Annotated in this window: 20 protein-coding genes; 17 read left to right on the forward strand and 3 right to left on the reverse strand. The window is 37.5% G+C overall.

Annotation, left to right across the window (positions count from 1 at the left end; translation table 11 throughout):
- The first annotated feature begins 184 nt into the window (after positions 1-184).
- Positions 185-691 (forward strand): hypothetical protein, encoded by a 507-nt coding sequence (locus ACPDG9_RS08550; protein ID WP_430527342.1) that lies wholly within the window; start codon positions 185-187, stop codon positions 689-691.
- A 24-nt stretch (positions 692-715) separates the two neighbouring features.
- Complete coding sequence (locus ACPDG9_RS08555; RefSeq protein WP_430527343.1) at positions 716-1,285, forward strand: hypothetical protein; 570 nt, start codon at positions 716-718, stop codon at positions 1,283-1,285.
- A gap of 138 nt (positions 1,286-1,423) precedes the next feature.
- Here the strand turns inward: ACPDG9_RS08555 and ACPDG9_RS08560 are convergent, their stop codons facing one another.
- Positions 1,424-2,080 (reverse strand): helix-turn-helix transcriptional regulator, encoded by a 657-nt coding sequence (locus tag ACPDG9_RS08560; protein ID WP_430527344.1) that lies wholly within the window; start codon positions 2,078-2,080, stop codon positions 1,424-1,426.
- On the reverse strand, positions 2,031-2,312 hold the full coding sequence (locus ACPDG9_RS08565; RefSeq protein ID WP_430527345.1) for a hypothetical protein: 282 nt from the start codon (positions 2,310-2,312) through the stop codon (positions 2,031-2,033). Before ACPDG9_RS08565 ends, ACPDG9_RS08560 begins: the two co-directional genes overlap by 50 nt.
- A gap of 195 nt (positions 2,313-2,507) precedes the next feature.
- Between ACPDG9_RS08565 and ACPDG9_RS08570 the strand changes: the two genes are divergently transcribed.
- A complete protein-coding gene (locus ACPDG9_RS08570) occupies positions 2,508-3,071 on the forward strand; it encodes an MFS transporter (protein WP_430527346.1) in 564 nt (187 codons plus the stop codon).
- A 370-nt stretch (positions 3,072-3,441) separates the two neighbouring features.
- Here the strand turns inward: ACPDG9_RS08570 and ACPDG9_RS08575 are convergent, their stop codons facing one another.
- Complete coding sequence (locus ACPDG9_RS08575) at positions 3,442-4,317, reverse strand: DMT family transporter (RefSeq protein ID WP_430527347.1); 876 nt, start codon at positions 4,315-4,317, stop codon at positions 3,442-3,444.
- Positions 4,318-4,404: 87 nt separating this feature from the next.
- Here ACPDG9_RS08575 and ACPDG9_RS08580 point away from each other — a divergent pair, with 87 nt between their 5' ends.
- From ACPDG9_RS08580 to ACPDG9_RS08645, 14 genes are all read left to right on the forward strand, one after another.
- A complete protein-coding gene (locus ACPDG9_RS08580) occupies positions 4,405-5,820 on the forward strand; it encodes a PLP-dependent aminotransferase family protein (protein ID WP_430527348.1) in 1,416 nt (471 codons plus the stop codon).
- Between the two features lie 222 nt (positions 5,821-6,042).
- Positions 6,043-6,639, forward strand: coding sequence for a nicotinamide riboside transporter PnuC (gene pnuC / locus ACPDG9_RS08585; protein ID WP_430527349.1), 597 nt, complete (start codon positions 6,043-6,045; stop codon positions 6,637-6,639).
- The gene (locus ACPDG9_RS08590) at positions 6,626-7,633 is read left to right on the forward strand and encodes a hypothetical protein (protein ID WP_430527350.1); all 1,008 of its coding nucleotides are present in this window, start codon (positions 6,626-6,628) and stop codon (positions 7,631-7,633) included. Before pnuC ends, ACPDG9_RS08590 begins: the two co-directional genes overlap by 14 nt.
- 140 nt (positions 7,634-7,773) lie before the next feature.
- On the forward strand, positions 7,774-8,616 hold the full coding sequence (locus ACPDG9_RS08595) for an EamA family transporter (protein WP_430527351.1): 843 nt from the start codon (positions 7,774-7,776) through the stop codon (positions 8,614-8,616).
- Positions 8,617-8,758: 142 nt separating this feature from the next.
- Positions 8,759-10,231 carry an aminoacyl-histidine dipeptidase gene (locus ACPDG9_RS08600; RefSeq protein WP_430527352.1) on the forward strand — a complete coding sequence of 491 codons (1,473 nt, stop codon included), beginning with the start codon at positions 8,759-8,761 and terminating at the stop codon, positions 10,229-10,231.
- Between the two features lie 340 nt (positions 10,232-10,571).
- A complete protein-coding gene (locus ACPDG9_RS08605) occupies positions 10,572-11,171 on the forward strand; it encodes a YceI family protein (protein ID WP_430527353.1) in 600 nt (199 codons plus the stop codon).
- 93 nt (positions 11,172-11,264) lie between these two features.
- Positions 11,265-12,338, forward strand: coding sequence for a peptide chain release factor 1 (prfA, locus tag ACPDG9_RS08610; RefSeq protein ID WP_430527354.1), 1,074 nt, complete (start codon positions 11,265-11,267; stop codon positions 12,336-12,338).
- 58 nt (positions 12,339-12,396) lie between these two features.
- A complete protein-coding gene (gene pyrF, locus ACPDG9_RS08615; protein WP_430527355.1) occupies positions 12,397-13,221 on the forward strand; it encodes an orotidine-5'-phosphate decarboxylase in 825 nt (274 codons plus the stop codon).
- A complete protein-coding gene (locus ACPDG9_RS08620) occupies positions 13,215-14,012 on the forward strand; it encodes an ABC transporter substrate-binding protein (RefSeq protein ID WP_430527356.1) in 798 nt (265 codons plus the stop codon). The genes pyrF and ACPDG9_RS08620 overlap by 7 nt, the downstream gene beginning before the upstream one ends.
- Positions 14,013-14,207: 195 nt before the next feature.
- Positions 14,208-16,739 carry a DNA gyrase subunit A gene (gene gyrA / locus ACPDG9_RS08625; protein ID WP_430527357.1) on the forward strand — a complete coding sequence of 844 codons (2,532 nt, stop codon included), beginning with the start codon at positions 14,208-14,210 and terminating at the stop codon, positions 16,737-16,739.
- 21 nt (positions 16,740-16,760) lie between these two features.
- The gene (locus ACPDG9_RS08630; RefSeq protein WP_430527358.1) at positions 16,761-18,020 is read left to right on the forward strand and encodes a tetratricopeptide repeat protein; all 1,260 of its coding nucleotides are present in this window, start codon (positions 16,761-16,763) and stop codon (positions 18,018-18,020) included.
- A 213-nt stretch (positions 18,021-18,233) separates the two neighbouring features.
- Positions 18,234-18,563 carry a hypothetical protein gene (locus ACPDG9_RS08635; protein WP_430527359.1) on the forward strand — a complete coding sequence of 110 codons (330 nt, stop codon included), beginning with the start codon at positions 18,234-18,236 and terminating at the stop codon, positions 18,561-18,563.
- A gap of 260 nt (positions 18,564-18,823) precedes the next feature.
- Positions 18,824-19,738, forward strand: a complete 915-nt coding sequence (locus ACPDG9_RS08640; RefSeq protein WP_430527360.1) for a hypothetical protein — start codon at positions 18,824-18,826, stop codon at positions 19,736-19,738.
- A gap of 4 nt (positions 19,739-19,742) precedes the next feature.
- A complete protein-coding gene (locus ACPDG9_RS08645; protein WP_430527361.1) occupies positions 19,743-21,728 on the forward strand; it encodes a TonB-dependent receptor plug domain-containing protein in 1,986 nt (661 codons plus the stop codon).
- Positions 21,729-21,748 lie beyond the last annotated feature (20 nt).

Here is a 21,748-nt window from a genome sequence, read left to right on the forward strand (position 1 = left end):
AGAGTGTAGAGCGTCCTTTTTCTTTATACCCATAGCGTATTAGTTAATGTTGAATATTATTTATTTTAACTAATTTTAGTATTGTATTTTTTGTAATTGCATAGTTTAGTTATTTATGGTATAATTTTATTTCGTTTTTATAGAAACTATTTAATAGTTTTGGAATCAAAATAAATTAAAAATTATGAAAAAGAGATTTGAAGTCATTACCGCATTTGTTTTGTTGTTCAGTGCTATAGTCGTAACCTCTTGTAGTAGTGATGACACTAGTGTATCACCAGATCCTAATCCTAGACCAGAGGAAATTAGCGTTCCGTCAACCGTGGAATTTAATAACTTAAGAAAACAAGTATTAGAAGGAGAAAAGCAACAGATTAACGCTTTACTCAATGAAGAAAGAGGATTTTCTTTTACCAGTAAAAAAGGCGTAAAAGTAGAGGTTAGTTATTTGTATATAAACGATAAGGAGATAAAAGAAGGTGATGAAGTAACTTGCACTTTTATTGAGCTATATGATAAAGGAGTGATGGCACTTGCCAATCGTCCGACAATGGGAATTTATCCAGAGAGAAATGAAGGAGGAGGTTTTGAATATGAAAAGGACGACTATGGACGCCTTAAAGTTGAGGGGTATCGAGGGTTTATTATTACGGGAGGTGAGTTTTATTTTGACATTAAAGTAAACGGTTAACAAGTAACGCATTACGGAATTAACATGACCGTTCCTGTTGCGAATACCCGAGGGTTTCAAGAAGATATGTTGCTTTGGCAAGGGAATATAAATGAGAAAGACGATCTGACTTTTACAGAAATTCCTATTCAAACAGAAATGGCGTTCTTAGGTAATGACCAGAATGAAGAAAATTATGTGTTATACTTGAATGGATGGAATGATTTACCTTCAGAAATAGGATGGACAAACATCGATAAATATGCTAGTGAAGAAGGTGAAAAAACGCAATTTTTCGTAAAAGCACCACAAGGATATAACTACGAAAATGCTGCAGTTTACTTAGGAGTTAAAAACGAAGAAGGATTGGCGCATTTGGATGTTTTCTTAAATCACCCAGAATTAGGAGATGTATTTACTGAACATTATGGCTGGGTACCTGTTGGATTAGAAGGCTATATTTTCTTTATTTCAGTAGATGGAAACACCAATAAAGTAGTGTATGCAATTAAAGAAGTTAAGGTAGAAAAGAATCAAATGATTGAGATTAAGGCACAAGATTTAAAAATAGGAACAACGCAAGAGGTTATTGCTATTTTAAACGCATTGAATTAATACAATCAGAAAATTAACTAGTAAGGGGTTACTGGTTCCTACTTTGTAGGGGAATATAATAAACGTCGAAAGCGCGCTTTGCATACAAAGCGCGTTTTTTTTATGGTACTGAAGTAATAGACAAGGAATTACTTGATTTTAGTAGAAGCATCCGTAGTATTTCTTAAATGCTGTTGTAAAGTGATGGCTATGTTTATACCCCACCATTTCAGCAATTTCTCCGATCGTATGCGTTTGATTTTGAAGGAGTTCCAGTGCTTGTTGCATGCGCAAATCGTGGAGGTATTGAAAAGTAGTTTGACCGAACAAAGCCTTAAATCCTTGCTTTAATTTAGTTTGGTTAATTCCCGCTTGATGAGCGAGTTCTGTTAGTGTAAAGCTTTGATTGTAATTCATTGTGATATAGTGTTTTATCTGATGTAATATAGCTTTGTCTTTGGGGTGTAAAGCGTGGGAGATCGGCTTTTGACTATAACGCCAATTTTGATATTGCAAAAGGTGAAATTCTTCAATTTTATTGTGAAGATAGTGAAGGGCTAAACTTCCTTGATACGGATTGTTGCTTAGTTGTTTTAAGACTTGTAGTGCAGCTAGATTTAAATCAAAGCTCAATGTTGGAGATTTCCCTTCCAATAATTCGGCTAAGTACTCTTTTTCTTCAACAAAAAGTTGAGCTATAAAACTTGGAGCTACAGCAATTTCTAAAAACTCTCCTTTATTATTTGCATCCGTTTTCATTAGATGCTCATAAGGAACTGCTTGTTCGTGGAATAAAAAGAGATCCTTGTTCGCCAATATCTAAGTTATCGTGATTGAGGGTAGTGCTACTTCCAACCAAACAGTTGCAACTGAGAATAGCTTCTTTTGTGGGAAGTACTTTGTGGTAAAAGTCGCGAACAGCGGTATAGGTCCCGTGCTTAATGGTCGCAAGGGGAGTGTGGATTTCTGTAATATCCATTTGAAATTCCTCTTTCTTAACGTGTTGTTGTTGAATGAGAAAATGGGGTGATTTGTTAAATTGTTCCATGACCTACTCTGTTACTAGTACAAAAGTAAGTATTTATATTGATTTTAAATAAGATAGTTGTTTCTCTGTAGCTGCTAAAGGAAATTACTTCTTTTTTCGTTGTTTTTACACCCTTTGACGTGGGTTCTACTTGTTCAAACTTCGCGAAGTTTGTAGCACTAATAACCCCTAAATTGGGGGAGAAATTACAAAAAGATGAGAGTGAAAAACAAATGGTTTATTCTTTTTATACTGCTACTCGCAACGATATTGTCGCCGTCAGACTTTTATATTGTCAATTTGGCTTTGCCTGCTATACAGGAGTCTTTGTATTCCAGTAACAGTCAGTTGCAGATGATCATTTCTTTTTATACCTGTGCTTATGCCGTATTTCAGATATCAGGCGGGCGAATAGGCGATATTTACGGGCGAAAAACAACGTCTTTAACTGGCTTGTTTGGATTTATCATCGCATCAACTCTTTGTGGCTTAGCACAGTCTACTCAAGTCATGCTAGTCGGCAGGGTATTACAAGGAATAAGTGGAGCGATTATGATTCCACAAGTACTGGCGATTCTGCATACGTTATTTGACGAAGGAGAGAAGCGACTTGTTATGGCTTTATACAGTTTCACCTTTGGAATTACGGCGGCACTAGGACAGTATTTAGGTGCGCTATTAATAGCGTGGAACGCTTTTGATTTGGGGTGGCGTGTGATATTTCTAGTCAATGTCCCTATTGGTTTATTGGCTTTATCATTGGCTATTCTAACTTTATAAAACCAAGAAAAAAAGACGGAGGAGCAAATTGATCACCCCGGTACATTTTGGCTTAGTTTGGGGTTAATTAGCTTTATTTACCCATTGACGACCTTAGTTGATCAAGGATTATCCGCAGCTTCTCTTATGTATTTTTGTATTACCTGCTTCTCATTTGCCCTATTTGTTCGCGTTGAAACTAAAAGAAAAATACAACAAAAAAGTGTATTGCTTGACTTTGCTGTTTTTCAATTTAAAAATTTAAAGATTGGAGCTATAATCAGCTTTTTATTTTACTCCAGTGGTGTTTTCTATCTCGTATTTGGCATTTACCTTCAAAAAGAATGGCATTGGAGTAGTATATGTGACGGCAGCTCTAGCTGCCCTTGGTTCAGTTAAATCGCTTACTTGCTGCAACACATCCAACTACTCCTAGGGTAACTACTAGCATAGCAAGCGAAATGTGCTCTTTCAAGAAAAAAGCAGCGAGTGCCAAACCAAAGAAAGGTTGAAGCAATTGCAGTTGTCCTACAGAGGCAATACCACCTTGTGCTAACCCCTTATACCAAAAGATAAAACCAGTAAACATACTCATGGTTCCCAAATACAAGAGGCTAATCCAAGTGTCTGTTTGTACAGGGCGAAAATCAGAAGGAATAAAGAAAAAAACAGCAGGAATTAAGAGGGGTAAAGCGTAAATAATAGCCCAGGAAATGACTTGACTACCTCCCATACTTTTAGTTAAAACAGCCCCTTCTGCATAAGCTAAACCACATAAAATAATGGCCGCAAGCATGAGTAAATCTCCAGTTAGTGAACTAGTTGCATGTTGAGCATAAGCAAAGTCCACAACCAAGGCACTGCCTAACAAAGCAAAGAACCAAAAAAGAGGTTTAGGTTTCTCTTTCCCACGTAAAACAGCAAAAATAGCCGTACTCAATGGAAGGGTTCCTACAAAAACTAACGATCGTGCAGCTGTCATATGTTGCAAGGCTAGTGAAGATAAAAGAGGAAAACCAATAACCGCACCAATCGAAACGAGAATGAGTGATTTCGATTCTACCTTAGTAGGAATAGAAGCTTTGTGGTAAAATAAGAAAAATGCAGCAAGGAGAGCCGCGATTAAAGCGCGAACCAAAGTTACAAAAATAGGATCTAAACTCAGTACGGCGACCTTTGTTGCGGGCATAGAACCGCTAAATAAAAGTACGCCAATCAAGCCGTTTGTCCATCCGTTTGAAGTGTGAGTTACAGTAGCTGTAGTCATGTAGTTTGTTTTTTTTTCAAAAGTAGACCGAATTTAACAATAAACACAGTCGCAGTTTTGTATATTTGAATGGTTACAGTTTACGATATGAATGAGAAATACATCTATTTGCGCCTAGCAGAAAACCTTGGTACTCAAATCCGAAAAGGCGTACTAAAAAAAGGAGATCGCTTGCCTTCGATTCGCGCGTTGTGTAAAACACACAACATCAGCATGAATACTGCAAAACGCGTATATTTAGAACTAGAGTCGGAATCTTTGGTGTTAGCTGTTCCTCAATCGGGTTATTTTGTGAGTCACGTCAATTATGCCGACTTACCTTTGCCACAAGCGAGTAATCCAACACCTTTAGCCGATATTGATGTTCCCAAAAAGATCATCAATAAGGTATATGCAAATATGGGAAATGAGGCGTTGACCTTGTTTTCGTTTAACTCTCTGTATGGGGAGTTTTTACCGAGTGTTCAGATGAAAAAGGAGTTGATACAAGCAACAAAACAGTTGACTTATGGCGGAATGGATTATGAATCCGTTAGAGGAAATAGCAACTTAAGAAGAATGATAGCTTCTCGCTCTTTGCATTGGGGAGGAAATTTGACAGAAGACGATATTGTAACTACAAATGGAAGTATTCACGCGATATCTTTGTGCTTGTTGGCTTTAGGCAAACCAGGAGATACAGTTGCGATCGAGAGTCCATGTTATCCGGGTATATTTCAATTGGCGCTTGACTTGGGATTTAAAGTGGTTGAGTTGCCAACGGATCCTGTTACAGGAGTAAAGATTGATGCATTAGAACAAGCTTGTTCAACTATTGATATTTGTTTGCTGATTTCCAATTACAACACCCCATTTGGAAGCTGTATGCCTACAGCAAATAAGAAAAAAATCGTGGACTTATTGGCTCAACATAATATTCCTTTAATTGAAGATGATGTTTATGGCGATTTGAATTTTAATGGCAAACGCCCCCTGTGTTGTAAAGCTTTTGATACAACAGGTAATGTACTTTGGTGTAGTTCTATTTCCAAAACACTAGCGCCTGGGTATCGCGTAGGCTGGGTAAGTGCTGGGAAATATCAAGAACAAGTGATGCAGCAAAAGCTTATTCACGCTATTTCTTCCCCTGCTATTGTACAGGAGGCTGTAGCGAATTTTATGAAATCGGGAAAATATGAAAAGCACTTGCGCAAATTGAGGCAGAATTTGTATGCCAATTATCAAAAAATTGTAGCTGTGATTATTCGCGATTTCCCTAAGGGAACAAAAGTTACGCGTCCAGAAGGAGGTTTGTCTTTATGGGTGGAATTTCAAGAAGGAGTCAATACACTTAAATTGTATGACCTATGTATCAAGGAGGGAATTAGCATTGCACCAGGACGTATGTTTACAGTACAAAGACAGTTTCAGAATTGTATTCGAGTGAGTATTGGCTTGCCTTGGACGGAAGAAGTACGCGTAAAACTGAAGCGCATTGGAGCTTTAAGTTTACAGGCTATGTGATATAAGTGACTATGTTATTGCTATTTACTTGTTAGAGGTGGTGGAATGGAAGATCAGATTTTTTTGTGTCAAAAAAAAACGTCAACTTTGCCCCTCGAAAGGGGTGCTGCATTTCGATGTGGCTGAGATGATACCCTGGAACTTGTTTCCACACCTGATCTAGGTAATGCTAGCGTAGGGATCAACCATTTATCATCTCATCATTTACTTCGTTAAGTTAATATGATGCAGGAAATCTTACAACAAACTACATGGACCGAATGGCTCGGTGTCTTTTTCTCTATGATTCAAGTCGTACTTGCTTCAAGAAATAATTCCAATAACTATCTCTTTGGTATTGCTGGTATATCGTTGACACTTTATGTCATGATCATGGCTAAACTCTATGCTGAGTTTGCGCTCAATCTTTACTATTTAGTGATGAGTATCTATGGTTGGCTCTTTTGGAAATACGGCAAACAAAAGGAAGAAGCTCGTATTACTATAACCAATGTTCAGGAGAAATTCATTGTCTTAGGAATTGTCGTATTTACTTTTGGTTTATTTTGGTTTTTCCTCACACATTACACAGATTCTGACGTGCCTATTTGGGACTCACTAGTGAGTGCTTTTGCTTGGGCGGGAATGTGGTTGATGGCGAAAAGAAAAATTGAAAATTGGATTTTATTGAATATCAGTAATTTGATTTCCATCCCACTGATGTTACATAAGAACTTATACCTCTATGCCGGACTTACCCTGTTTTTGTTCACGGTAGCGGTTTTGGGATATATTAAATGGAATCGAATCTTAAAGGAAGAACGCTATGCTAGAAATTAGTGAAGTTAGACAAGCGATGCAAGGAGCAACAGCTATTAATAAAGAGGTCATTGAATATATTTACCAGAAACGATGGCTCCAAATTTGGGTGCCCAAAAGGTATGGTGGATTGGGGTGTGATTTCGAAACGGGACTTTCACATTTATATGAATGGGCTAAGATAGATGGCAGTTTAGGCTGGATGTTGACGCTGTGTTCGGGGGCAAATTACTTTTCTCGCAATATGATGCCAACAACTGCCAAGAAACTATTTAGCAATGAGCGCACTTGTTTTGGTGGAAGCGGTATGATTGGTGGTACTGCAGAGAAACAGGAAGACGGTAGTTATATCATAAATGGTTTGTGGCATTACGCAACTGGAGCTCCTTATTTGAGTCACTTCACACTCAATGCGCATGTGTTTAAACAAGGCAAACAACTCGTAAACGACAAAGGAGAACCTGTAGTTCGTTCTTTCATCGTAGCAAAAGATCAAGTGACAATCATCCCAAATTGGAAGTCAATGGGAATGAAAGCAACAGGAACATTTTCTTTTCAAGTTGAACAGGTGACTATCCCTGCGGATCATCACTTTGTATATGATACCTTTTATACAGATGATATTGTAACGAAAATCCCCTTTCGCGTTTTTGCTGATTTGACCTTACTTGTTAACTATATTGGAATAGCTCATCACTTTATGGAAGAAGCGCAAAAACACGTGGTTCATACGAAAGTACAAGGGGTGATGCAAGACATTGAAAAATCGTTCGAAGATACCCTAGCTTATGCGAATCAAGTGGAAGGTGTATTAGTTTCAGGTGATATTGTTTCGCCAAATCTAGAAGAGAAGATTCACCGTTTCGGTATAGTGTTAGTCGAACAGTTAACACTAAGCCTCACTCAAGTTTACGTTCAATTGGGGATTAAAGGCACACAAGTGGACCAACCGATCCATCAAATTTTTTGCGATTTCTTTACCGCTACTCAACATGCCAATTTTCGAGCTAGTTAAGTTTTTTTAATTTTAATTCGCTTTATGGTTAAAATAAATACGAATTTTCCATTGCGATAGTTGGTTTGAAGCAGTACTTTTGCGGGAAATGTAAACGGTGTCCTCAGTAGAGGGAGAGTTTAGGTGTTTAATCGTTTGAAATGAGTGAAAAAAAAACTGCTATTTCGGCCGCTTTGACTTCCATAATGTGTGTTCAAGGTGGTGCGTCTTTAGCAAAAAAGCTGTTTCCTGTCTTAGGTCCAGCGGGTGCAAGTTCCTTGCGCATTGGTCTATCAGCTATCTTACTGCTACTTATTAATAGACCGAAACTAAAATCATTAACTAAAAAACAATGGCTCTGTTGTTTAGGCTATGGATGTAGTATAGGAGGAATGAATTTACTCTTTTATTTTGCTATTGAACGGGTGCCTTTAGGTTTAGGTGTTACAGTTGAATTCGTTGGTCCTTTGCTCTTGGCTTTGTTTTTGTCGAGAAGGGTATTGGATGTGCTATGGGCTTTATTAGCTTGTATTGGAATTATGTTAATTGTGCCATGGAAGAGCAATAACGTAGATCTACTAGGATTGGGAATGGCATTTATGGCAGGTATGTTTTGGGTGGGCTATATCGTTATGGGAAGTAAGGTTACACAACTAATTGATGGTCGCACAGCAGTATCCATAGGAACTATGTTTGCCGCAATGATTATTGTTCCTTTTGGTATTGCTTCAGGGGGATTGGTACATCTAACATGGCCGTATTTCTTTTTGGGATTAGCCGTAGCTATTCTGTCTAGTTCCTTGCCATTTACCTTGGATTTAGTTGCAATGAAACGCATCCCAGCTAAGAGCTTTAGTATTCTGACGAGTTTGCACCCAGCTTTCGCTGCATTGAGTGGATTGTTGTTTTTGGGAGAAGCATTAAGTCTTATCCAATGGCTGTCTGTAGCTTGTGTGGTTTTCGCTAGTATTGGAACTACAATAACCTCTCCTAAAGTAGATTAAGGTTGTTTGGTTAATGTATTGCTTGGTGTGTTTTTAAATAAAAAAAGAAGCATCAAGAACAAAAACGCAGCTAGTGCCCCATTTTTAAAGAGAATAGTTTACCTTTGAAGAACAAGGAATAATAAGAATCTATATTGAAATTATGAACCAAGAAATAAGAAACTTAGAACCTAAACAAGTATGGAATAAGTTTGCTGATTTAAATGCAGTACCGCGTCCATCTAAAAAAGAAGAACGCGTAATTGCTTTTATGGTAGACTTCGGAAAGTCATTAGGACTAGAAACAATCCAAGATGAAGTAGGTAACGTTATCATCAAAAAACCGGCAACAGCAGGAATGGAGAACAGAAAAACGATTGTGATGCAATCGCACTTGGATATGGTTCACCAAAAAAACAACGATACTGATTTTGATTTTGACACCCAAGGTATCGAGATGTATGTAGAAGAAGGTTGGGTACGTGCAAAAGGAACAACTTTAGGAGCAGATAACGGATTGGGAGTTGCCACTATTATGGCGATTCTAGAAAGTAATGATATCCCACACCCAGCAATTGAAGCGTTATTTACCATTGATGAAGAAACGGGAATGACTGGAGCAAAAGGCTTAAAAGGTGGGTTGTTAGAGGGAGAAATCCTTTTAAATTTAGATACAGAAGAAGACGATGAAATTGATATCGGATGTGCTGGAGGAATTGATGTAACGGCTTCTGCAGAATACGATGAAGAAGATGCGCCAGAAGATGCAGTAGGGTACAGAATTACAGTAAAAGGATTGAATGGTGGGCATTCGGGAATGGATATTCACAAAGGATTAGGGAATGCCAACAAAATTATGAACCGTTTGTTGTTTGATTCTTTTGATAATTTTGGACTTCAGATTGCAACGATTAAAGGAGGAAGTTTGCGCAACGCTATTCCACGTGAGAGCGTGGCAACAGTAGTAATTGCTCAAATGTACGACGAAGCGTTTGTGTATGATATGACTCAAATTGTAGAGGAAATTAAAGCGGAATTACACACTGTAGATCCTGAATTAGAAATCATTTTTGACAAATTAGACGCAGCAGAAACGCCTAAGAAAGTGATGCCGTCTATGGCTCAGTATTTCTTTGTTCGTTCTATGTACACTGCGCATAATGGTGTATTTCGTATGAGTCCTGATTTTGATGATTTAGTAGAAGCATCAAACAATATTGCTAAAGTTGAAGTAGGAAATGGACAATTAACAGTGAAGTGCTTAACGCGTTCTTCCGTTGAGTCATCTAAAATGGATGTTGCTAATGGGTTGCGTTCTGCTTTTGAATTAATGGGCTGTGAAGTTGAGTTTTCAGGTTCATACCCAGGATGGAGTCCAAATCCAGAATCGGCAATTTTAGATGTGTTAGTGGATATTTACGAAAAACAACACAATGAAAAACCAAATGTAGTGGCTTGTCATGCAGGTTTAGAATGTGGGATTTTAGGAACGCATTATCCAACGATGGATATGATTTCTTTTGGTCCGACAATCAAAGGAGCTCACTCTCCTGCAGAACGCGCAAACATTGAGTCACTTCAAAAGTTTTGGAACTTTGTTTTGGAGATTTTAAAACAAATACCAGAAAGAAAATAAGCAAGGATATACTCCAAATAACAAAAGCAGTAAACGGTCGTTTACTGCTTTTGTTATTTGAGGATTGCCGTTTTTTCTTGGTGCTTGATTATTTTGGTTAGGACAAACTTTTGCTAACCGTGATGGAGCTTTGTTTATCACGTATTCAGTTAGGGATAAATTGTTGCGTGGCCAAGTGTGAGGAGACTCTGTCTTTGTTTAGCATTTTTGTTTAGAATTGAGGATGGGAACAAGGAAGAATCTTTCTTTTTTAAGGAAATTTTAATTTTTGAAGCAGTTAAATTGTAAAATGCTTTTTGTACATTAGATGCTTCAACAAAACAAAACTCAATTGTATACTATGAAAAAATCAATTTTAGCACTGGCTTTGATTAGCTTAGTTGCTATTTCATGTGGAGATAAAAAATCAGCCGATCAAAAGGAGCAGACCGTAGAACAAACTGCAGAAACGCCAAAACAAAAAGAATTGACGTACGCGGTTGAATGGACTGCTTTTAAAACGCCAGAGAAAGTTGGGGTAAAAGGAACATTTGATCAAATTAAATTATCAGAAGTTAACCAAGAGGCAGCGACTTTAGAAGAAGGATTAAAAGGAGCACAGTTCTCAATTGTTACTAGTTCAGCTAGTACTGGAGATCCTGCAAGAGATGAAACGCTTCGTTTAAACTTCTTTAGTAAGCTAGTAGGGAATATCAATGGATTCTTTGGTGAGTTTAAAGATGGAAAAGTTTTAGTGAACTTGACATTGAATGGAATCACAAAAGAAAAGGAATTTACTTATGTTGCTACAGAAAGTGGAGTCCAACTAAAAGGATCAATTGATATTTTAGCAGACTTCACTGCACAAGACGCTTTCAATGCTTTGCATGAAGCTTGTAACGCGCTACACGAAGGAAAAACATGGTCTGACGTGGATATTGCGGTAGAAATTAAAAAATAAAACAGAGAATTAAGCGAAATGAAGAGGAATATGTGAATATATTCCTCTTTTTTTTTAACTTTGCAATCCAATTAAATTATCTCTTTTCTAGATATGATAGATAGATTACAAATTATAAAACAACGTTTTGACGAAGTATCTGATTTGATTATTCAGCCAGATGTTATTGCTGATCAGAAGCGCTATGTTCAATTAAACAAAGAATATAAAGATTTAAAACAGTTGGTTGAAAAACGAACAGAGTATTTAAGTCTAACTGGAAATATAACAGAAGCGAATGAGATTTTAGCGGACGGAAGCGATGCCGAAATGGTAGAAATGGCCAAAATGCAGCTAGAAGAAGCGAAAGATCGTTTACCGGAACTCGAAGAGGAGATTAAATTTCTCTTAATTCCAAAAGATCCAGAAGATGCGAAAAACGTAATGGTTGAAGTTCGCGCAGGTACAGGAGGAGATGAGGCTAGTATTTTTGCTGGAGATTTATTCAGAATGTACACTAAATATTGCGAGTCAAGAGGGTGGAGAACTTCAATTGTGGATGTGAATGAAGGAACATCAGGAGGTTATAAGGAAATTATTTTCGAAGTAACCGGAGAAGATGTATATGGAACTTTGAAGTTTGAAGCTGGAGTTCACCGTGTACAACGTGTACCTCAGACAGAGACACAAGGACGTGTTCATACTTCAGCCGCAACCGTAATGGTGTTGCCTGAAGCAGAAGAATTTGACGTTCATATCGATATGAATGATGTGCGTATTGATTTGTTCTGTTCCTCTGGACCTGGAGGACAGTCAGTAAACACAACTAAATCTGCTGTGCGTATGACGCATATTCCAACAGGATTAGTCGCACAATGTCAAGATGAGAAATCACAGCACAAGAATAAGGACAAAGCTTTATCGGTATTGCGTTCTCGTCTATACGAAATGGAATTGGCGAAAAAGCAAGAAGAAGATGCTAAAAAACGTAACTCTCAAGTAAGTAGTGGAGACCGTTCTGCAAAAATCAGAACGTATAACTATCCACAAGGACGTGTTACAGATCACCGCATTGGATTAACGCTCTATGATTTAGATGGTGTTATGAACGGTGGGATTCAGAAAATTGTAGAAGAACTACAGTTGGTAAGTAATACAGAAAAATTAAAAGAAAGCGAAGTTTATTAAACCGCAATATAAAGAGAAACCACACTAGGCAGTGTGGTTTTTTTTCAACTAGTAAAGCATGACAACACAACAACTCCTAGAGCAAATTCAGCGTAAGCAATCCTTTTTATGTGTAGGTTTAGACGTTGATTTGACTAAAATTCCCGCTTTTTTATTAGAAGAAGAGGATCCTATTTTTAGCTTTAACAAAGCTATTATTGACGCTACTCATGATTTAGCCGTCGCTTATAAACCCAATATTGCCTTTTTTGAAGCTTATGGGATTAAAGGTTGGGAATCGCTAAAAAAGACTATTGCTTATATCAAAGAAAACTATCCCGCTATGTTTACGATTGCAGATGCAAAACGTGGGGATATTGGCAATACGGCTTCCATGTATGCAAAAGCTTTCTTTGAAGACATGGCTTTCGACAGCGTAACAGTTGCGCCTTATATGGGAAAAGATTCAGTCGAACCATTCTTAGCTTTTGAAAATAAACACACTATTTTGTTGGCGTTGACCTCAAACGAAGGTGCTTTTGATTTTCAAACCCAAATGATAGATGGCGAACCCTTGTATAAAAAGGTGATAGAAACATCGCAACAATACAAAAATGCCGATCAACTTATGTATGTTGTAGGCGCTACTAAAGCAGAATATTTTAAAGATATTCGCCAAGTGGTACCGAATAGTTTCTTGTTAGTACCTGGTGTTGGTGCACAAGGAGGTAGCCTAAAAGAGGTATGTCAATATGGATTAGCTGACAATGTAGGGTTGTTGATCAATTCTTCAAGGGGGATTATATATGCATCTAATCAAGCCGACTTCGCAGAAAAAGCGAGAGAAGAGGCGTTGAAAATGCAAAGAGAAATGCAAGAGATTTTAAAAGAGAGATTATGCTAGTAGTAAAGGATCAACTTGGTCGTGAACACAGGTTTGAGCAAGCGCCAAAGCGCATTGTGTCCTTGGTTCCATCGCTTACAGCGACACTTTTTGACTTGGGACTTGAAGATGAATTGGTAGGTGTTACAACAGCGTGTGTGCATCCCTATCATTTAAGGGTTACCAAAACAATAGTAGGAGAAACCAAAAACGTAGCTGTTGACCAGATTAAGTTGGTGAATCCCGATATTATTATAGCCAATGTAGAGGAGAATACCCTGGAGAGGATAGAGCAATTACAGGAAATTTGTCCCGTATGGCTCAGCAATGTCCGAACGATGGATCAAAATATACAAATGATAGAAGCTTTAGGGCAACTCTTCAATAAACGCACAGAAGCGCGCAAGTGGATGGATAAAATACAGTATGGCCAACGAGACTTGATGGATTTTGTAAGCGATAAGCCCAGGTATAAAGTGGCGTATTTTGTAGGTAAAGATCCGCATACTGTAGCAGGGGAAGGAACCTTTATACAGGAATTACTAACCCTAAATCAGTTTGAAAATGTTTATGCGAGTAGAGTAGAGACTTATCCAGAAGTGGAAATCAGAAAGATACGCATACAAGGAGATCCAGAACTCGTATTTTTACCCTCTATCCCTTATGCGTTTCAAGAAGAAGATGCATTCGAAATAGGGCGATTTACGCATCACGGTAAAACGATCTTTGTTGAAGGAGAAATGTTTTCGTGGTATGGAACATCCGTGGCAAAGGCTTTTGACTATTTTAAACAGATACACAATCGATTATAACCAAAAAATCTCATCTCTTCCGGTGGGATTTTTTTATAGGAGAGAATGCCAATAGCGCTCTTGGGGTTGAACATTTCTTTTTTAAACAATATTTATTAAAAAAAAGGTGTTTTTCATGTCTTTTAAGTATGGAAAAACGCGATAAAATCTGTATATTAGCACGTTTAATAATGACAATTTAAATTTAATATACTTATGTCTGAAGGAGAAAAGTTGATTCCTATTAACATTGAGGAACAGATGAAATCAGCCTACATTGATTATTCAATGTCTGTGATTGTATCTAGAGCCCTTCCCGATGTTAGAGATGGCTTAAAACCTGTGCATCGTAGAGTGTTATTTGGTATGTATGAATTAGGCGTGATGTCTAATAGAGCACATAAAAAGTCTGCCAGAATTGTAGGGGAAGTTTTAGGTAAATACCACCCACACGGTGATATTTCTGTATATGACGCCATGGTGCGTATGGCTCAAGATTGGAGCATACGTTATTTACTTGTAGATGGACAAGGTAACTTTGGATCTGTAGATGGAGATAGCCCAGCAGCAATGCGTTATACAGAGGCTAGAATGAAGAAGATGTCTGAAGAGATTCTTGCCGATATCGACAAAGAAACTGTTGATTTTCAATTAAACTTTGACGATACCTTAGAAGAGCCTAAAGTAATGCCTACGCGTATTCCTACGTTATTGGTTAATGGTGCTTCAGGTATTGCAGTGGGGATGGCAACGAATATGGCTCCACACAATCTTTCAGAAGTAATTGATGGTACATTAGCCTATATCGATAATAACGACATCGAGATCGATGAATTGATGAATTACATCAAAGCACCAGATTTCCCAACAGGAGGTATTATCTATGGTTATGAAGGTGTTAGAGAGGCATTCAAAACAGGTCGTGGTCGCGTTGTCATGCGTGCTAAAGCCAATTTTGAAGAGGTTGATGGAAGAGAGTGTATCGTAGTTACGGAGATTCCATTCCAAGTGAACAAAGCCGAAATGATCAAGAAAACGGCAGAAGCAGTAAACGATAAGAAAATTGAGGGTATTGCTACCATCCGTGATGAATCTGATCGCAAGGGAATGCGTATCGTTTACGTTTTAAAACGCGACGCTATTCCAAACATTGTATTAAATACACTTTATAAATATACACAATTGCAATCGTCATTCAGTGTGAATAATATCGCCTTGGTTGACGGACGTCCACAAACATTAAATCTCAAAGAATTAATTTATCACTTTGTTGAACACAGACACGATGTGGTAGTAAGACGTACGCAATTTGAATTGAGAAAAGCGGAAGAACGCGCACATATTTTAGAGGGATTAATTATTGCATCAGATAATATTGATGAAGTAATTGCCTTGATTCGCGCTTCTAGTAATGCGGATGAAGCAAGAGCTAAATTAATTGAGCGTTTTTCTCTATCAGAAATTCAAGCTCGTGCTATTGTTGAAATGCGTCTTCGTCAGTTAACTGGCCTAGAGCAAGATAAATTGCGTGCTGAATACGATGATATTATGAAGTTAATTAATCATTTAAGAGAGTTATTGGCAAGTAAAGAGATGCGAATGGACTTGATTAAAGAAGAGTTAACTGAAGTAAAAAATAAATTTGGTGATGAACGTCGTTCAATCATTGAATATGCAGGTGGAGATGTAAGTATTACCGACCTTATTGCCGATGAGCAAGTCGTAATTACGATCTCACATGCGGGTTATATTAAGCGTACACCGCTTTCTGAATACAAAACTCAAAACAGAGGTGGAGTAGGTCAAAAGTCGGCAGGTACAAGAGATCAAGATTTCTTAGAACATATGTATGTGGCTACAAACCACCAATATATGTTGTTCTTTACACAAAAAGGAAAGTGTTTCTGGATGAGAGTTTATGAAATTCCAGAGGGTACGAAAGTTAGTAAAGGTCGTGCCATCCAAAACTTGATCAACATTGAGAATGACGATAAAGTAAAGGCGTTTATCTGTACACAAGACTTGAAAGACGAAGAGTACATCAACAACCACTATGTGATCATGGCAACCAAGCAAGGTCAAGTGAAGAAAACACCTTTAGAGCAATATTCGCGCCCAAGACAAAATGGAATTAACGCGATTACGATCAAAGAAGATGATGAATTGCTAGAAGCAAAATTAACTGACGGTAAGAGTAAAGTTCTAATAGCTGTGAAATCTGGTAAATTGGTTCGCTTTGATGAGGAGAAAACCCGCCCAATGGGAAGAACAGCGTCTGGTGTTCGTGGAATTACCTTAGCAGATGACAAAGACGAGGTAATCGGAATGGTATCTGTTAGCGATTTAGACAGTGAGATTTTAGTGGTTTCTGAGAATGGATATGGTAAGCGTTCGGCTTTAGAAGAATACCGTGAGACAAACCGTGGAGGTAAAGGGGTTAAGACCATGAATATCAGTGATAAAACGGGATTATTGGTTTCAATTAACGTGGTTACTGATGCCGATGATTTAATGATTATCAATAAATCGGGCTTAACGATTCGCATGCGTGTATCTGATTTACGTGTTATGGGTCGCGCTACACAAGGAGTTCGTTTAATCAACATCAAAGGCAATGACTCAATTGCTGCAGTTTGTAAGGTGATGAAAGAAGATGATGAAGAGGAACAAGAATTTGTGGAAATTGATGGAAGCGTGTTAGATGTTACAGAAGATGTGAATGAACAAACAGAAGAAGATCAAGAATAAAACAATAAAAACGACAGAGTTATGAATAAAAAATATGTTTATTTAGCGGCTGCCCTAATGATCTCTGGGCTATCTATGGCTCAAAAGAAAGAGCTAAAAGACGCTGAGAAAGCTGTAAAAAAAGGAAATGTTACAGAAGCTACAACAGCGTTAAATGCAGTTGAAGCTGTATTAGGTGGTGCAACGAATGAGCAAAAAATTCAATTTTACTATTTAAAATCAAACTTAGCTTATCAACAAATCGAAAAAGAGCAAGATTTTGATGCTAATGTGGATAAAATGGTGAGTGCTTATAAAGCAATTGAAGCTATTGACAAAAACAATAAATTTGCTAAACAAGCAAATGAAGAGTTGGGAATTGTTGCATCAAAAGTAATCAACAAAGCGATTGAGGAAAACAACTCTTCTAATTATAAAGGAGCTACTAAAAAGTTTAGACAAGCTTACGATATCAATAAACAAGATACGATTTATTTATACTACGCTGCTTCAACAGCAATTAACTCAAAAGACTATTCTACTGCGACTTCATACTATAAAGAATTAATCGATTTAGGATACAACGGAAATGAATCTTACTACACTGCTGTGGATAAAGCAACAGGAGAGGTTCAAAATTTTGGTAAAGATTCTAAGATGAGAGATGTGCTTGTAAAACAAGGTTCTCACACTGATCCAAAATTTGTAAAAGAAGATTCTAAACGCCCTGAGATTATTAAAAACTTAGCGTTAATCTATTACCAAGAAGGGCAATATGATGAGGCTGAAAAAGCAGTAATCGAGGCTAGAAAATCAAATCCAAATGACACGAACTTAATGTTAACACAAATGGATTTGTATTTGAAGTCTAACAACATGGGGAAATACGAAGAAATTGCAAAAGAGGCTTTGGCTAAAAACCCGAATGATGACGTTTTATTGTATAATTTAGGTGTTACTAGTTACCAAGCAGGTAAAATAGAAGATGCTAAAAAATACTACGAACAAGCGATTCGCATCAACCCTAAAAATGAAAACGCATATTTAAATATGGCTTTCATTAAATTGCAACCAGACGAAGAAATTACCAACAAAATGAATAGCTTGGGGATGTCTGCTGCTGATAATAAAAAATATGAGCAATTGCAAAAAGAGAAAAAAGCACTTTATCGCGATGCTATGAATGATTTAGAAAAAGTATTGACTATTAACCCTACTAATGATGAGGCAATCAATACGTTGAAAAACATTTATAGAGCACTTGAGATGAATGATAAATTAAAAGCGTTAGAAGCTAAATAAAAAAACATACCAATTGTTTTAATCTGGAAGAGGTAGAGCCCACAGGGTTTCTACCTCTTTTTTTATCTTTACCCCAAAAGCAGTAATACTCTTAGTTGTCCTATTTACTTTTTCAATCCAATAATTCACAGAAACACGCTCAAATTTTGTTGTTTTGAAAATATAATAGACATTTGTAAGGTGAAAATTGCGACAATCATATTATCCCTATTTATGTTCTTCAAACCGGTACTGCCTGTTGTGGAGTATGTGGTACTATATGATTATATTAAAAATGAACTTTGTGTAAATAAAGACAAACCGGAGCTCGCTTGTAATGGAAAATGTCACCTTACTAAAGAATTAGCGAACGCTTCTGACACCGATACAGATAAAGGCAGAACACATTTTGCCTCTGCAGAGATTCAGCTCATTTATTATCAAGCTATAGAAGTAATTAATTGCACGTTTAATCAACCTTATTACATCAAACCGATGGTACGTGTTGAGGATCACTATAGCTTCTCTTTTTCTACGCTTTTGTTTCGCCCTCCTGTTTGCTAAAATGAGGAATTATTGGAGAAAGTAATCTACGTTTGTTTACGCATATGCAGTAAACGACAACAACGTCGATCTTACTTTTACGCCTAATCGCTCCTATATTCAATTCACTTATTTGTAAACCGCTGTTATTAAATATACTATTTAATAGCACCAGATGCCTGTTGTACCCTTTACAAAATGATACAATCCCTATACTTTTTGATAGTGGTAGAAATCATGTGTTCGAGCAGTACATATCTATAAGGCACCCCAGTCAAACAATGAAAAAATTTATTTGTTTCGTATCAGCATGTTTTGTTGTTACGGCTTGTACAATAGATAAGACAGATTATGAATCTGAAACGAATACTAGTGTACCAGATAATCATGAGTTCAAAACAATCATTTCTTTTGAACAAGGCTCGTATAGCATCCAAATGGAAGCTTTAGACGGTCAATTATACAAGGGCTATAATGAAGTGCGTTTGCATGTTATGCAAAAAAGTACGAAAGAAGTAGTAGAAGATGCAGTTATTACTTTTCTACCTGTTCACACGACGGCAACGGGGGAGAAAGAAACCTGTCCGCATAGCAATCAGTTCAAGTATCAATCGCAAGAACGCTTTTACCAGGGGTATAGTGTTTTCACAACAGAAAGTACAACGGGTAATTGGGAAGTTATCCTCAGTCTTGCTATTGAAAGAGAAAAATTTGAGCAGGTTGAAACGGTTACTGTACGTCCACAGGGCAACATGAATTTGAATATGACTTCTTTTATCGGAAGTGATCAAGAGCATTATATTATTGCACTTGTTGCACCTAATAAACCTAAAGTGGCTGAAAATCAGTTGGTAGCTGGTATTTTTAAAAAAAATAATTTGGATACCACAACACAAGATTTAGCAGCCTTGCAACAGGCTTATTCAAGTGTAGACGGGTATAAACTATTCTTAGATCCCCGTATGCCAGAGCCCTCCATGGGTAATCACTCCTCACCTAATAATAAAGACTTGATACAAGGAGAGGATGCGTTGTACTATGGTGTAGTAAACTATACGATGACTGGAAACTGGACCTTGAATTTTATCTTGCAAAACGATAAAGGACGTCTCATTAAAGGAACAAAAGTTCCTACAGATTTTACACCAGGTGTAGCGGGGGTAAAAAGTGAATTGTTTATTGATATCCTTTTTTAAGCGTATGCGAATCTTTTCTATTTTATTTAGTCTGGTTGCTTTCAGTGTAGTAGCACAGCAACCCGTAGGAACGGAAGATAGTCTTTCGACAGTTTTAGATGAAATTGCAGTGCTTGTACAAGCCAAAGAAAAAATACGCACAGATTTGAAGATGGCGGTTTCAGTGGATGAATTTTTAGCCTCTTCAGAACAGATCAGTTTCATTAAACGAGGGGCATATGCATGGGAACCTTTATTGAACAATATGAGCACAGAACGCGCCACCTTGACGATTGACGGTATGCACATTTTTGGTGCTTGTACAGATAAAATGGACCCCATTACCTCTTATGTTGAAAGCAACAACTTAGAAGCAGTGGATATCCAATCTGGACAAGAAGGAGGCATGCATGGATCTACCATTGCAGGTAGCATTGATTTAAAGCGAAAAAACAGTGCTTTTAGTCCATATAATCAATGGAATGCTGTGATCCAAAGTGGATTTGAGTTCAATAATAAACAAGTGTACAACTTGGGTAATCTGTCCTTTTCGAGTAAAAAATGGGTAACGGATGCTAGTATAGCTTACCGCCATGCACAAAATTACAAAGATGGAAACAAGCGAGAAGTGGCCCATTCACAGTATAAAAAGTTCAATACTTCCATTGGGATAGCACACAAAACGAGTGAATTATCTGCTGTGCGTGTAGATGCAATCTTCGATGTAGCCAAAGATGTAGGATATCCTGCTTTACCGATGGATTTATGGTTGTCTCGTGCTATTATTACCTCATTGTCCTATAAGCAATTATTTGAGAACAAGTTTATTAAAGTTTGGGATACCAAAGCGTATTTTAACGCTATTGAACATTATATGGATGATACGACCCGACCTGAAAATTTAGTACACATGGATATGCCTGGTTGGAGTACAACGTATGGACTTCTGTCTAAAGCTAATTTTAAAAAAGGAGATTATTCAGCTGAAATACAGCTGAATGCTTATACAAACCTATCGATTGCTGAGATGCGTATGTATCCACAAGATCGCGAAAAGCAAACCATGTTTGCTTATACATGGCCTTGGGTAACAACAACGTACAGCGGTTTATCGCTTAACAATGAAGTAAAACTTACAGACCATAGTCAACTTGTCTTTGGTGGTGGATTGGGGGTTAATTACAACAAAGCCAAGTATATTGAGTTCAATTGGATTTTTCATCCAGGAGCCGCTCAAGCAAAGACAAGAGTATTACCTCGTGTACACGCCAGTTACCAAGTAGATGTCGAGCGATTTAATTTTGTTGTTGGATTGGGATATGGTCATCGTGCACCTTCAGTTTCAGAAGCTTATGGATATTATATCTACAACAGCTATGACCGCTATGACTATATTGGAAATCCCGATTTGAGCAATGAAGTTTCCCATGAGATTAAAGCGAGTATGGGCTACAAAGGCGATCGATTTGATCTGGAAGTACAAGCTAATTACTTTCACATAAAAGATTATATCATTGGGCGAATCTTGAGTTTGGGAAGCCCGATGAACTATCAATCTGTAGGAGTAAAAGGATATACCTCCTTACCGTACGCAACGCTCTTCAATCTTTCCTTAACGGGACATTACCTTATTTTAGACGATTTACATTGGAAAGGGAGCATAACGTATGCTCGAGGACAAGATAACGACAAAGGGAATCTACCTTTTATTCGCCCTTTTAGCTATCAAACCTCCTTGCAGTATCGCTTTCGTGATTTCAGTGTACAAACAACCGTGCATGGAGATGGAAAACAACGCGACTATAGTCCGGAGTATGGAGAACGTTTAACGCCTTCTTATGCCATTTGGGACACTTCCATTGCCTATAACTTTTATGTAAAAGGAGTGAAGTCTACCTTACAAGTTGGAGCGGAGAATTTGCTCAACGAATATTATTCAACTTATGCCGATTGGGGCAATATACCAAGAATGGGGCGTAACTTTTTTACGTCTCTAAAGTTAAATTTTTAAACAAAATCTTATAAAGAACA

The sequence above is a fragment of the Myroides sp. C6-3 genome (assembly GCF_050522425.1).
Classification (GTDB): Bacteria; Bacteroidota; Bacteroidia; order Flavobacteriales; family Flavobacteriaceae; genus Flavobacterium.